The sequence below is a fragment of the Streptomyces sp. TSRI0281 genome (genome assembly GCF_001905125.1).
In the GTDB taxonomy this organism is placed as follows: domain Bacteria; phylum Actinomycetota; class Actinomycetes; order Streptomycetales; family Streptomycetaceae; genus Streptomyces.
The window spans coordinates 14,161-27,208 of record NZ_LWLE01000008.1 but is presented as its reverse complement, the minus strand read 5'-3'; the positions used below and the strand labels follow the sequence as shown (position 1 = coordinate 27,208).

Below are 13,048 nucleotides of genomic sequence, written 5' to 3'. Positions count from 1 at the left end.
GCCCTGCCGTCCGGGCCGGTGGCGGAGAAACCCCTGCCCGAAAGGACCGTCACGTGGCAGCCCCTCACTCGGAACACACCGACGACTGGTGGCGTTCCGCCGCCATCTACCAGGTGTACCCACGAAGCTTCGCCGACGGTGACGGCGACGGCACCGGGGACCTCGCGGGCGTCCGGACGAAACTTCCCTACCTCGCCGAACTGGGCGTCGACGCCCTCTGGTTCACGCCCTGGTACGTCTCCCCGCTCGTCGACGGCGGCTACGACGTCGCCGACTACCGCACGATCGACCCCGCCTTCGGAACGCTCGCCGAGGCGGAGAAACTCATCGGCGAGGCCCGCGAGTCCGGCATCCGGGTGATCGTCGACATCGTTCCCAACCATGTGTCCGACCAGCACGCCTGGTTCCGGGCGGCTCTGGAGGCCGGGCCCGGCAGCCCCGAGCGCGAGCTCTTCCACTTCCGCCCCGGCCGGGGCGAAAAGGGCGAACTCCCGCCCAACAACTGGCCCTCCCAGTTCTCGGGACGCACCTGGACCAGGGTGCCGGACGGCGAGTGGTACCTCCACCTCTTCACACCCGAACAGCCCGACCTCAACTGGGCCCACCCCGCCGTCCGCCGCGAGCACGAAGAGGTGCTGCGCTTCTGGTTCGAGCGGGGCGTCGCCGGCGTACGGATCGACTCCGCCGCGCTGCTCGCCAAGGACCCGGCGCTCGCCGACTTCGTGGAGGGCGTCGACCCCCACCCCTACATCGACCAGGACGAGCTCCACGACATCTACCGGTCCTGGCGCGCCATCGCCGACGAGTACCGCGCAGTGTTCGTCGGCGAGGTCTGGCTGCCGGACTCCGACCGCTTCGCCCGCTACCTCCGCCCCGACGAACTGCACACCGCCTTCAACTTCAACTTCCTCGCCTGCCCGTGGCGGCCCGACCGTCTGCGACGGACCATCGACGACACGCTGGCCGAGCACGCCCCGGTCGGCGCCCCCGCGACATGGGTGCTGTGCAATCACGACGTGACCCGGACCGTGACGCGGTACGGCCGCGAGGACACGGGGTTCGACTTCGCGGAGAAGACCTTCGGAACACCCTCGGACCCGGCGCTCGGCACCCGCCGGGCCCGCGCCGCGGCCCTGCTGACCCTCGCACTGCCCGGCTCGGTCTATGTGTACCAGGGTGAGGAACTGGGCCTGCCCGAGGCCGACGTACCCCTGGACCGCATCCAGGACCCGATGCACTTCCGCTCCGGCGGCACCGACCCGGGGCGCGACGGCTGCCGGGTGCCCCTTCCCTGGGTCGCCGACGCTGCCGCCTGCGGCTTCGGTACACCGGGCGAGCCGTGGCTGCCGCAGCCGGAAGGCTGGTCGGCCTACGCCGTCGACCGCCAGAGCGCCGACCCCGCCTCGATGCTGACGCTGTACCGCGAGGCGCTGCGGCTGCGGCGCGGCGTCCCCGCCTTCCGGGGTGAGCCGCTGACCTGGCTCCCGTCGGAGCGGGGAGTCATGGCCTTCCGCCGCGGCCCCGGCCTGACCTGTGTCGTCAACCTCGGCGAAGAGCCCGCAGCGCTCCCGGCCCACACAGCTGTCCTGATCACCAGCGGCCCCCTGGACGAGAGCGGCCGTCTCCCGCAGGACACGGCGGTGTGGCTGCTCTCCTGACCCCCGAGGCCGGACCGCCGGACAGCCGATCTCCACTCCCAGGAGGTTATGCGTCATGAGCGCGACCCGAGCCGCACCCCGTGCACGGCCCCTGACCGCCCTGCTCGCCTCACTTCGTCTGCACCGTCGCCCTGGGCGCGGCGGGCCGCGGTCTCCGTGAGCGGCGCGGGTCCGGCGACGGCCGCCGAGCAGCCCCCGCTCTCGCCGTTCGCGGTGGCCGGGCGCGGAGCCCCGGTGCCGACCGGCGGGGTGCCCCGCGACCGGGTGGCGGGTCGTCCTCGCCCAGCACCATCTGCCGCCGCTCCGCCGCTCAAGGAGCTCGCGGATGTCCCGGAGCCGGGCCCGATCCGATCACGCCGAGATTCACCCGCCAAGGGTTTCCGCGCAGGTCCCGCCAAGGGTTTCCGCGCGGGTGAGGGCGCGTCAGGGATCCGTAAGCGGCGTATGGAACACGTCAGTGCCGCTTCTCCTGCGCGCGTGGCCCGAAGCAAGATCAGTCCCGGCCTCGGAACCGGGGCCGATCGAACACCCGGCCGCGGCGCACACCGCAGTCGGGGAGAGGAGTGGTCATGTCGTCTTTCCAGGTCGCGGAGCCGTCGAAGCGTACGGAGATCTCCAAGCGCGCGGCGCTGAGCGTGGCGGCGCTCGCCGTTGCCGGAGGTGCGCTCTTCGCGCCGTCCGTCGGGCACGCCGCCGCACCTCCGGCGTCGGACCAGAAGATCGAGGCCGGCTGCGGGGACTGCTACCCCGACGTCATCTGATCGGCTGACCGACGCGCACGCGAGTGCACGCACGCATGACCGGGACCCGCCGATGTCCGCATCGGCGGGTCCCTTCGAGGAAGGACCGACCGATGGACTGGCTGGAGCGGTGTGTACCGGACGTGGAACAGCTCCTGGGCTCGTACTGGCGCAAGAGGCCGGTGCTCCTGCGGCCGGGGAACCCGCCGTTGGAGGTGCTGACCCGCACGGACGTGGATGCCCTCCTGGACGGCGGGCTGCTGCGCGTTCCGTACGTCGGCCTCTACACCGCACAGGGCGGCATCGCCGACGAGCGTTTCTGCCCGGCGCGGGTGATCACCGGGCATCCCGCCGAGGGTTACGTCGATGCGGCGGCGGTGCGCCGGCTCATCCGTGAGGAGCGGGCGACGCTGCAGTTCCGTTACGTCGACCAATGGCATCCCCCGGTGCGTGAGCTCACCGACGGCATCGCCGCGCGGCTCGGCCGGCTCGTCGAGGCGTTCTACTTCCTGAGCCTTCCCGGCCGCCGGGGTCCGGTGCACCGGGACGACGGGGACCTGCTGGCCATCCAGCTCAGCGGTGCCAAGCACTGGCAGGTGTACGCGGGGCCGGGCGACGGCGACTGGGCGCCGGTCCGTGAGGAGGATCCGGGAGAGCCCCTGCTGGACACGGTCCTCCGGGCGGGCGAAGTGCTGTATGTGCCGAGGGGATTCGCCCACACCGCCGCGGCCGTGGGCGACGAGTCGTCGGCCCATCTGACGGTGGTCGTCAGGGAAGCCGGTGCGGAACATCTGCGCGGCGCTCTGCTGGCACAGCTCGTGGACGGCCTTTCGCTGCCGGGCCGTCCACTGGACGACGACGCCCTGCTGCACTCCGCCGCCGGACTCCTGGACCATCTGCGCGCGCGGCTCGACGCGGTCACTCCGGAGGATGTCATCGGCCGGGCACGGCCGCGTGCGTACAGCAACCGCCAGACCGTCTGATCAGGCCGACGGCATGGAACACGAAGAGGCAACGATGGACTGGCTCGCACGATATGTGAACGACGAGCAGGCATTTCACCACACACTGTGGCGCCGCACCCCCGCCGTGCTGCGCCCCCGTACCCCTCCGCCGGACGTACTCACGGTCGCCGAGCTGGACCGGATCCTGGACGCGGGACTCCTCACCGCCCCTTACGCGACGCTCGTGCACAGGGACGGCCCCGTACCGCAGGAGCGCTACTGTTCCCCTCGCGTCATCCTGGGCGGGATCGACGACCGCTACCTGGACGCGGGGGCCGTACGACGACTGGTCGGCGAGGAGGGCGCGACGCTCCTACTGCGGTACGTCGACCAGTGGCACGCGGGCGTACGGGAGCTGGCCGACGGGCTCGCGGAGCGCTTCCGACGCCAGGTGGAGGCATTCTTCTTCCTCACCCCGCCGGGAACGCAGGGCCGTCCTGTGCACCGCGACGACGCCGACGTGCTGGCCGTGCAGATCCACGGCTCGAAGCGGTGGCGGGTGTATCCGGGACCGCCCGACGGGAACTGGCAGCCCGAGCGCGTGGACGGCGAGCCGGGCGAGCCGTTGCTGGACGTGGTTCTGCGGCAGGGCGAAGTCCTCTACGTACCACGAGGGTTCGCGCATATGGCCGAGACGGCCGGGGAAAGTGCCTCGGCCCACCTCTCGCTCACGGTCCGCGAGGCCGGTTCCGCCCATCTGTACGCCGTTCTCGAAGCACTCCTGCTGGACGGCGACGGACTGCCCGCCCGCCCCAACGACGACGCGGCACTGTCCGGGGCCGCGAGCGACCTCATCGCGCATTTCCACCGCACGCTCACCGACCTCACGCCGGACGAACTGGTGCGTCTGGCCCGTGGCGCGATGCGCGGCGAACAGCGCACCGCCAACGGTTCCTTGAGCGCACTTCTGGGCTGACCCGGCCATGAGCGCGAGGCCGGGCACGGGCTCGTCCGCGCCCGGCCCGGTGGGGGCCGAGCGCACGAGGGGCTCGGCCCGCACCGGGCGGCCGGCCGTCACGGAGACGGACGGGACGGCCCTCAGGCGGGTTTGATGCCCGCGAGCTGGGCGATCAGCAGGATCAGCCGGTAGGCGTCGGCGAAGTGAGCGGCGGTGAAGGTGATCGTCCGGCCGCCCTCGGCACGGGAGACGCCCGGTACGAGTGTCGCCAGATCGACCGTGTGCGGGCTGTAGAGGTCCACCTCGACATCGAGCGGTCCGGCAAGGGCGAGCGGCGAGACCCCTGCTCGCCGGGCGAGGGCTTCGGCCGCCGCCCGGCGCAGGCGCTCCCGGGCCTCTTCGGGGTGCAGAGCGACAGCGGCGGCCTGACCGAGAGCCTGCTTGACCGCGACGGTGACCGCGGCGGGGACCAGGTCACCGAATTCGGCGCAGGCGGCGTCGTCGCCGCTGAGCAGCACGACCGGCGCGCCCATGTGCCCGGCCATGGCGGCGTTGAGACCGATCTCCCCCATGGGCCGCCCGGCCACGCGTACGTCGAGGATGCCGTCATTCATGGTGTGTGCCAGCACGGCCGGCCCACCACCGGCGCGGGCATGGTAGCCGACCAGCATGACGGCGTCGGTGTGTTCGTCGAGGCCGCCGAGCATGCCCAGCGGGCGCGGCTTGCCGCGGACCAGGTGGGCCCGGCGGTCGAGCTCCTCCGGCAGCAGGTTGCGGAACGGCCCGTGTGCGTCGGCCACCAGAACCGTGGCGGAGGGTTCGGCCTCCAGCACACCGGCGATCACGGCGTTCGCCTCGGCCGTCATCAACGCCCGGCCGCGCTCGTAGTCGTAGCGATCCGGGTTGGTCTCGGTGGGATGCACGATCCCCGAGATGCCTTCCATGTCCACAGAGATCAGTACGTTCATGACCGGGGAGTCTATGCGGCCGTGACCCACCCCTCGGCCTGCCCCGGCAGCGACCCCGTGGACCTGGGGGCGAGCGCGTCCGGGGCCGGAACCTCACGCGGGTTGCGGGGTGAGACGGCGCAGGCCCCTGCGGTCGTAGTAGTGGGTCATGGCGAATCCGAACGCCAGGGCGAGGACGAAGCCCACGGCGATCATGGTCCAGCCGCGGGTCAGACCCGCGTCGGCGCGGGCGTCGAAGTAGAGGAGGGACCGTACCCCGGAGCTGAGTTGGCGCATCGGCTCGAAGGTGGCCAGGAAGCGGTAGAAGCCGGGGGTGGCCTCCAGCGGGACGGTGGCACCGGAGGAGGGGAGGGCCAGCGCGATGAAGACGAACATCGAGACGAGCTGTCCGATCCCGCCGAAGGCGGCGTTGATGGCCTGGACTCCCAGGCCGACGGCCACGGTCGCGCAGTAGGAGAAGAGCCACAGCATCGGCAGGTGTGTGGCGTCCATGCCCAGGATCGAGACCGTCGCCACCATGACGAGCGTGGTGGTCAGCACGGAGATGCCCGCTGTCATCAGCATTTTCAGCAGCAGTGTCTGGGTGCGGCTGATGGGGACGGTCGGCCGGCGGGTGTGCCAGGGGCCGATCTCGCTGTCGGCGTATCCGAGCGCGGTGTCGACGCCGCTGTTGACGAGGTTCCCTCCGATGAAGCCGCTCAGGACGAGCAGCAGGGTGTAGTAGAAGGCGGTCAGCCCGAGGCCGCTGTGCCGGCCGATCGGATGGCCGACGCGGGTGGTGACGGTCACGGGGTCGGTCAGAAGCAGGCGCGTGGTGGGGACGGCGGCGGAGGCCGTGAGCTGCTTGCCGAGCTCCAGTGAAGCCCGGTGGGCCGCCGTCTGGTTGATCTGGGCCGCGAGTGAGGAGCCGAGGCTCCCGAGGCCGGGGTTGGTCAGCACGGTGAGCGTCGGCCGGACTGTCGCCCGGCTGGTGGTCAGGGCACCGACGGACGTGGTGAAGCCGTCCGGAATGATCAATGCGCCGAAGACCTTGCCGGAGGCCAGCTCGTCCTCGGCCGCCGCGAGGCCGAGCCGTCGCCACCGCACGGTGTCCGAGGGGCCGGCCGAGCTGACCGAGGCGGCGAGCTGCTTCCCCAGGTTCTGCCGCTGTCCCGGCAGCGGGCGGCTCCGGTCCTCGTCGACGAGGGCGATGGGCAGCCTGCGCAAGGAGTCGCTCGGGTTGAGGATGCCGCCCATGTAGAGGAGCGACAGGACCAGCGCGACCAGTGCGCTGAGGACGGTCGGTACGAGCCACAGCTTGGCGTGCCGGACGAGGGCGCCGGCACCTGCCTGTGGGGCCGGGGCGTCCGGGGGGATCGCAGAGGCCATGGTTCTCCGTGGATGCTGGTTCGGGCATGGTGGGGCGGCGGTCCGGAAGCCCGTGAAGGGTGGTGCTCCCGTCCCGTTCCGCGCCTGCCCATCGTCGGCGGACGGAGTTCACAAATTGCGCATTGCCAGCAATATCTGTGCGGCGGGCGCGTCGCCATGACCTGTTGTCTCGCCATGACCTGTCGTCCGGCCGCGCCGCGGCGTCGTCCGCGGCGTCGGCCGGAGGCGCCGTCTCAGGCCAGCGACGCGGCGTGGGCGGGGTCGATGGCGTACTGGAGGGGCTCGTTCCGGGTGAAGCGGCGGAGTTCGTCGAGCACGAGCTCTCCGAGGCGGTGGCGTTCGGCCCCGAGGGCGCCGCCGAGGTGGGGGGTCAGGACGACGTTGGGAAGGGTGAAGAGCGGCGAGTCGTCGGCCGGAGGCTCCGGGTGGGTCACATCCAGTACGGCGGTGAGGTCGGGCCTCGCGCGCAGGACGTCGGCTGCGGCGCTCTCGTCGAGGAGCGCGCCACGCGCGGTGTTGATCAGTGTGGCGCCCGGCACCAGGGAGTTCAGCAGCCGGGTCCCGATCATGCCGTGGGTCTCGGGCAGGAGGGGTGCGTGGAGACTGACGACATGGCAGGTGGCGAAGAGTTCCTCGATGCCGACGAGCCGGACGCCCGCCCGCAGGGCCGTGCCGGCGGAGGCGACGGGGTCCGTGGCGAGGACCTCGATGTCGAAGCGGCCGAGGTGGGCGGCGACGAGGCGGCCGATGTGCCCGAGCCCCACCAGGCCCACGCGTGAGCGGTAGGCGCCCGGGACCTGGGGATTGTGCGGGAAGCGACGGCTGCTCGCCACGTCGCGGGTGATGCGGTGTACCTGCTTCAGTCCGAGAAGGACCTGGGCCAGGGTGAACTCCGCCACCGGTATGGCGTTGGCCGCGGCCGCGGAGACGATCGGGATGTCGCGTGCCCAGAACGCGGGCGTGGTCAGGTGCCGCACCGAGCCCGCCGCGACGAGGACGGCCCGCAGCCGAGGGGCGTGCGACAGGAGGGCGGCGTCGAGGACGGGCGCGCCCCAGCCCGTGAGCAGCACGTCGATCCCTCGCAGCACATCGGGATCCTCGTCGAGTCGCCGCCGCGTGAGGGGCGGTCCCTGCCGGTCCACGAGCCGGTCGATACCGGCCAGAACCTCGCGGGGGTAGACGTCTGCCCTGCGTTCTTCCTCCATGACCAACAGTGCTGTCGGCCTGGCTGCCGGATCGTTCATGCGGATTGCGCTCCTCAGCACCTCAGTTGACGGCTCGTCAGCGACGCGACGCTCGGCCCTGGTTGGGCGTGTGGGGAAATGTCCGACCGGATGTCGTGGATTGGCGTGGCTTGTTCGACATTGTGGTCCGCGTGCCTGCAGCACGATACATCGGATGACTGGAAAAGCCCCTAGACGGTTCCCCGTTGCCTTGTGCTCGTCACGCCCCGGCTGCTCTCGTGTCCGTACGTGAGGGTGCGGAGGCGGGTGGTCGGCGTCCTGAGTGGCTGGTCTGCCGGTCCGTCGGGCGATATCTGGGGGCGGGCATTCCTCTTGTGGAGGCGTTGCGTCGCAGGGGTGACATGCAGGGGTGTGTCAGCCGCGTGTTCGACGGGCCGTCGCGAGATTTTTGTATTCATCGGACTATTGACCGCAGATTCCGACCCCGTTAGCGTCCCCAGCAAGCGCTTTCCAGGCCAGCTGTGATGCGGCGAAACAGGAGTTGTCATGCAGAGATCGCACTGGGTCGGTGCGGGGTTCCTCGCCTCGGCGCTGGTCCTCACCAGCTGTACATCAGGGCCTGCGGGAGTGTCCGCCAAACAGGACTCCAAGGCACCGCTCGAACTATGGACCAGGACGACACCGGGCGGACCGGGGGAGAAGGGCACGCTCAAGCTCGCTGCCGCGTTCGAGAAGGCGACGGGCTTCAAGGTCAAGGTCACGGCGATCTTCGACGACTTCGAGACCAAACTGCAGCAGCGGGCCGCGCAGAAGAACCTGCCCGACATCGTCATGAACGATGTGACGCAGCTCGGTGCCATGCACAGCCAGGGCCTGCTCCGCGAGATCGACCTCGGCAAGATCAAGAGCGCCGAACAGATCATCGGCCAGGGGCTGGACTCCGGCAAGAGCGTGGACGGCAAGCAGTTCGGCCTGCCGTACTCGGCACAGGCGTCCGCGTTGCTCATCCGCAAGGACTGGCGGGAGAAGCTGAAGCTGGAGGTCCCGCGGAGCTGGGACGACTTCTCCGCGATGGCCTCCGCCTTCACCACCGAGGACCCGGACGGTGACGGCAAGAACAACACCTCCGGCCTTGCCGCCCCGCTCTCCACCAAGCGCGGATACGCCTCCTGGTACTTCTCCAACTTCCTCTGGGCCGCGGGCGGCGACTTCATCACCGAAGCCGGAAAGGGCACGTACAAGCCCACGATGAGCACCAAGGAATCGGTGGCGGCCACGCAGTGGTTCCGCGATCTCGGCTGCAAGGACAAGGTCATCCAGCCCGGTGCCGTGACCATGGAAACCCCGCCCACGAATGAGACGTTCGAGGCGGGCCGGACCGGCATGTTCGTCGTCGGGCCCTACCTGCTGCCCCGCTTCGACGAGACACTCGGCAAGGACAAGTACGAGGTCGTGCCGATGCCCAAGGGGCCCAAGGACGCGACCGTCCTCGCCGAGGGCGCCTCCGTCTATCTGATGGCGGGCTCCGAGAACATGGCGGGCCAGGACTCCTTCGCCGACTTCGCCCTCTCCGCCGAGGGGCAGAAGATCGGGATGCAGGGCGACACCGGCTTCACCGTGCAACTGCCCGTCAACAAGACGGTGGACGTCTCCGAGGTCCGCCCCGACCCCCGCTGGAAGACGTACGCCGACGTGTACGAGAACTCCGGCCGGTACGCCCCGTCCATCCCCAACTGGACCCCGGTGCGGCAGACGACCGCGGAGACCGTCAACGCGCTGATGGCCGACTGCGACCTGGACATCAAGACGAAGCTGGGGGAGCTCGACAAGCAGCTCGCCGACATCCTCAAGGAGCAGGGAATCGCCGCGTCATGAGCCTTGACCAGGCGGATCCGGCCGCCCTCCCGGCGGCCGGCCCCGCCGCCCGGAAAACGGGCCGCAAGGACGGCGGGGCCACCTCGGACCGCCGCGGCAGCAACCGCCGGGCGGGCCGATGGTGGACGCCGTGGCTGTTCCTGGCCCCCGCGCTGCTCCTCTTCCTGTACTTCAAGTTCATCCCCATGGCCAACGCGCTGACCATGTCCTTCCAGGAGGTCCAGCCCTACCTCGGAAACAAGTGGGTCGGCACCGAGAACTACTCCACGGTGCTCCACTCCGAGGGCTTCCGCGAAGCCGCGTGGCACACCGTCGTCCTCGCCGCCGGGCAGACAGCCGGTTCGATGGCGCTGGGCCTCGCGCTCGCCCTGCTGATGGAAGGACAGGGCCGCCGGCTGGGATTCGTGCGCTCCGCGGCGTTCCTGCCGGTGGTGGTGCCGATCGCGGTCGTCGCCGAACTGTGGCGGATCATGTACCACCCGACCGAGGACGGCATGCTCAACGGCATCCTCGGCATGGTGGGGCTCGGCCCCTCGGGATTCATCAACGACCCCGACACCTCGATGGCCTCGATCATGCTCACCGGCATCTGGCGGGGCGCCCCCTACGACATGATGATCATCCTCGCCGGGCTGACCAGTGTGGACCGCGGTCTGTACGAGGCCGCGAAGGTCGACGGCGCCTCCAGGACGCAACGGGTGTGGCATGTGACGGTGCCCGGACTGCGGTCGGTGTTCTCGATCCTGTTCATCCTCGCCGCGATCCGCGGACTGCGGGTGTTCACCGAGGTGTTCCTGCTCACCAACGGCGGGCCCGACGGCTCCACCGAGGTCGTGATGACCCTGATCTACAAGCTCGGGCTGGAGCAGAACCGACTCGGCGTCGGCGCGGCGGGAGCCGTCCTGCTGTTCATCGCGACGCTGATCCTGACCATCGTCGTCCATCTGTTGCGACGCAGGGAGAGCAAATGAGTGCGCCGACCGAGACCGCGCTGGGGCTGACCGAGAGCAGGAGCGCGGGCGGGCGGATCCTCAAAGCCGTCACCTACCTGCTGGTCCTGATCGTCTTCGCCGGGCCCCTGCTGGCCCTGCTGGTCAGTGCGTTCAGCCACGTCAAGGACCCGACGGAACTGAGCGTCATCCCCTCGGGCGCCACGCTGGACAACTTCAGGATCGCCTTCGACCAGGGGGTGCTCGGGTACCTGCTGAACTCGTTCTTCGTGGTCGGCTTCGGACTGCTGCTCCAGGTGGCGGTCTCCGTCCTGGCCGGTTACGCGCTGGCCAGGAAGGTCTTCCCCGGGATGACGCTGGCGCTCGTCGCCATCCTGGCGACGCTGATGCTGCCCGAGGAGATCCTGGCCCTCCCGCTGTCCCTGATCCTCGCCGACCTGCCGGTGGTCCACTTCAACCTCATCGGCACCCTCGCCGGAATGATCGTCCCGCTGGGCGCCTGGGGTTTCTCCATCCTGGTGATGACGGAGTTCATGAAGGACGTACCCCGGGAACTCGAAGAGGCCGCCCGGATCGACGGCGCCGGAGACCTGCGTATCTTCGCCCAGATCATCATGCCGATGTGCAAGCCCGCGCTCGGCGTCATCGGAGTCTTCGGCTTCACCATGATCTGGGACCAGTACCTGCTGCCGCTCCTCGTCTCCACGGACTCCTCCTCCTACACGCTCCCGCTGGCCCTGCGCACCCTGCGGATCGACCCCGCCGTCACCCCCGGAGTGGTGATGGCCGCGTCCCTGCTGGCCCTGCTCCCCTCCGTGGTCGTCTTCCTGTTCTTCCAGCGGTCCTTCGTCCACGGTCTGACCTCCGGCGCCCTGAAGGGCTGACCCGGCACCGTCTTCTGACCTCGGGCCGCGGGCCCGCCGGCCGGACCCCCTGTGTTTCGTAACACCCCGCACCACCAGCCCCTCCGGTCGCGTCCGCCGGAGCGCCGACTGCGCCCCGCACGCCACCCGATGCCGACGACAAGGAGCGATACTCCCATGACCCCGAGCGCTGACACCCCCGCGGCGGAGTCGCCCGTGCCCGCCGCGACCCCGGCGCCCGCACCGGGCCCGGAGACGGCCTGGTTCACCCACGACCGGTTCGGCATGTTCGTCCACTGGGGCCTGTACTCCCTCGCCGCACGGCACGAGTGGGTGAAGAACCGGGAGAAGCTGACCGACGAGCAGTACCAGGTGTACTTCGACCACTTCGACCCCGACCGCTACGACCCGGTCCAGTGGGCCAAGGCGGCGAGAGCCGCGGGCATGCGGTACGTCGTCCTCACCACCAAGCACCACGACGGCTTCTGCCTGTGGGACAGCGCCCTCACCGAGTACAAGGTCACCAACACCCCGCACGGCCGCGACCTCGTCGGACCGTTCGTCGAGGCGTGCCGTGCCGAGGGGCTCAAGGTCGGTCTCTACTACTCCCTGATCGACTGGCACCACCCCTCCTTCCCTGTGGACGGCACCCATCCGCAGCGCGACGACGAGGAGTTCAAGGCCGCGACGGCCGACCGCGACATCCGCGACTACCGGCGCTACCTGCACGGCCAGGTCCGAGAGCTGCTGACGTCCTTCGGACGCATCGACTACCTGTTCTTCGACTTCTCGTACGCGGGCCGCACCTGGTGGGGCGGCAAGGGCCCGGACGACTGGGACTCCCCGAAGCTCATGGAGACGATCCGCGAACTCCAGCCGCACGTCCTCGTCAACGACAGGACAGGCATTCCCGGCGATTTCGTCACCCCCGAGCAGTACCAGCCCTCCGGTCCCATGACCGACGACGGGCGGCCCGTGCTGTGGGAGGCGTGCCAGACGCTCAACGGAAGCTGGGGCTACGACCGCGACAACCTCGACCACAAGAGCGCCGACCTGCTGATCCGCATGCTGGTCGACGGGGTGTCCAAGGACGGCAACCTGCTGCTCAACGTCGGCCCCACCGGCCGCGGCGACCTCGACCCGCACGCCGTCGCCGTACTCGGGGAGATCGGCCGGTGGATGGACCTGCACGAGCGCTCGGTGCGCGGCTGCGGCCCCTCCCCGTACACCGCACCCTCCGAGTGCCGGTACACGCGGCGCGGCAATCGGCTCTACGTCCACCTGTTCGCCTGGCCGTTGCGCCATCTGCACCTGCCGGGACTCGCCGGCCGGGTGCGCTACGCCCAGTTGCTGAACGACGCGTCCGAGATCACCCAGGTCCACATCGCCCCGGACCGGCCCGCGGTCAACACCGAGATGGGCGGACAGCCCGCCGGAACGCTCACTCTCCAGATCCCCGTTCAGCGCCCCGACACCCCCGTGCCCGTCATCGAGCTGTTCCTGGACGAGCCGGCCGACGGCTGACCCGGTACCGGCCCCG

Annotated in this window: 11 protein-coding genes; 8 read left to right on the top strand and 3 right to left on the bottom strand. The window is 70.2% G+C overall.

Annotated elements, in window-relative coordinates:
* Positions 1-53 precede the first annotated feature (53 nt).
* The 4 genes from A6A29_RS14930 to A6A29_RS14915 all read left to right on the top strand — a co-directional run bounded on the left by A6A29_RS14930 (position 54) and on the right by A6A29_RS14915 (position 4,318).
* The gene (locus A6A29_RS14930) at positions 54-1,658 is read left to right on the top strand and encodes a glycoside hydrolase family 13 protein (RefSeq protein WP_073720569.1); all 1,605 of its coding nucleotides are present in this window, start codon (positions 54-56) and stop codon (positions 1,656-1,658) included.
* Between the two features lie 569 nt (positions 1,659-2,227).
* The gene (locus A6A29_RS14925; RefSeq protein ID WP_073720568.1) at positions 2,228-2,419 is read left to right on the top strand and encodes a hypothetical protein; all 192 of its coding nucleotides are present in this window, start codon (positions 2,228-2,230) and stop codon (positions 2,417-2,419) included.
* A 92-nt stretch (positions 2,420-2,511) separates the two neighbouring features.
* On the top strand, positions 2,512-3,381 hold the full coding sequence (locus A6A29_RS14920) for a JmjC domain-containing protein (protein ID WP_073720567.1): 870 nt from the start codon (positions 2,512-2,514) through the stop codon (positions 3,379-3,381).
* A 34-nt stretch (positions 3,382-3,415) separates the two neighbouring features.
* Complete coding sequence (locus A6A29_RS14915; RefSeq protein WP_073720566.1) at positions 3,416-4,318, top strand: JmjC domain-containing protein; 903 nt, start codon at positions 3,416-3,418, stop codon at positions 4,316-4,318.
* Positions 4,319-4,440: 122 nt separating this feature from the next.
* On the opposite strand, the gene A6A29_RS14910 is transcribed toward A6A29_RS14915, so the two are convergent.
* From A6A29_RS14910 to A6A29_RS14900, 3 genes are all read right to left on the bottom strand, one after another.
* Positions 4,441-5,268 carry a M55 family metallopeptidase gene (locus tag A6A29_RS14910; RefSeq protein ID WP_073720565.1) on the bottom strand — a complete coding sequence of 276 codons (828 nt, stop codon included), beginning with the start codon at positions 5,266-5,268 and terminating at the stop codon, positions 4,441-4,443.
* A gap of 93 nt (positions 5,269-5,361) precedes the next feature.
* On the bottom strand, positions 5,362-6,636 hold the full coding sequence (locus A6A29_RS14905) for a YhgE/Pip domain-containing protein (RefSeq protein WP_073720564.1): 1,275 nt from the start codon (positions 6,634-6,636) through the stop codon (positions 5,362-5,364).
* A 233-nt stretch (positions 6,637-6,869) separates the two neighbouring features.
* Complete coding sequence (locus tag A6A29_RS14900; RefSeq protein ID WP_073720563.1) at positions 6,870-7,880, bottom strand: hydroxyacid dehydrogenase; 1,011 nt, start codon at positions 7,878-7,880, stop codon at positions 6,870-6,872.
* Between the two features lie 486 nt (positions 7,881-8,366).
* Here A6A29_RS14900 and A6A29_RS14895 point away from each other — a divergent pair, with 486 nt between their 5' ends.
* The 4 genes from A6A29_RS14895 to A6A29_RS14880 all read left to right on the top strand — a co-directional run bounded on the left by A6A29_RS14895 (position 8,367) and on the right by A6A29_RS14880 (position 13,032).
* Entirely contained in the window at positions 8,367-9,695 is a 1,329-nt protein-coding gene (locus A6A29_RS14895) for a sugar ABC transporter substrate-binding protein (RefSeq protein WP_073720562.1), read from the top strand.
* Complete coding sequence (locus A6A29_RS14890) at positions 9,692-10,666, top strand: carbohydrate ABC transporter permease (protein WP_073720561.1); 975 nt, start codon at positions 9,692-9,694, stop codon at positions 10,664-10,666. Before A6A29_RS14895 ends, A6A29_RS14890 begins: the two co-directional genes overlap by 4 nt.
* Positions 10,663-11,529: a carbohydrate ABC transporter permease gene (locus A6A29_RS14885; RefSeq protein ID WP_073720560.1), complete on the top strand. Its 867-nt coding sequence runs from the start codon at positions 10,663-10,665 to the stop codon at positions 11,527-11,529. The genes A6A29_RS14890 and A6A29_RS14885 overlap by 4 nt, the downstream gene beginning before the upstream one ends.
* Positions 11,530-11,685: 156 nt before the next feature.
* Entirely contained in the window at positions 11,686-13,032 is a 1,347-nt protein-coding gene (locus tag A6A29_RS14880; RefSeq protein WP_073720559.1) for an alpha-L-fucosidase, read from the top strand.
* The last annotated feature ends 16 nt before the right edge of the window (positions 13,033-13,048 follow it).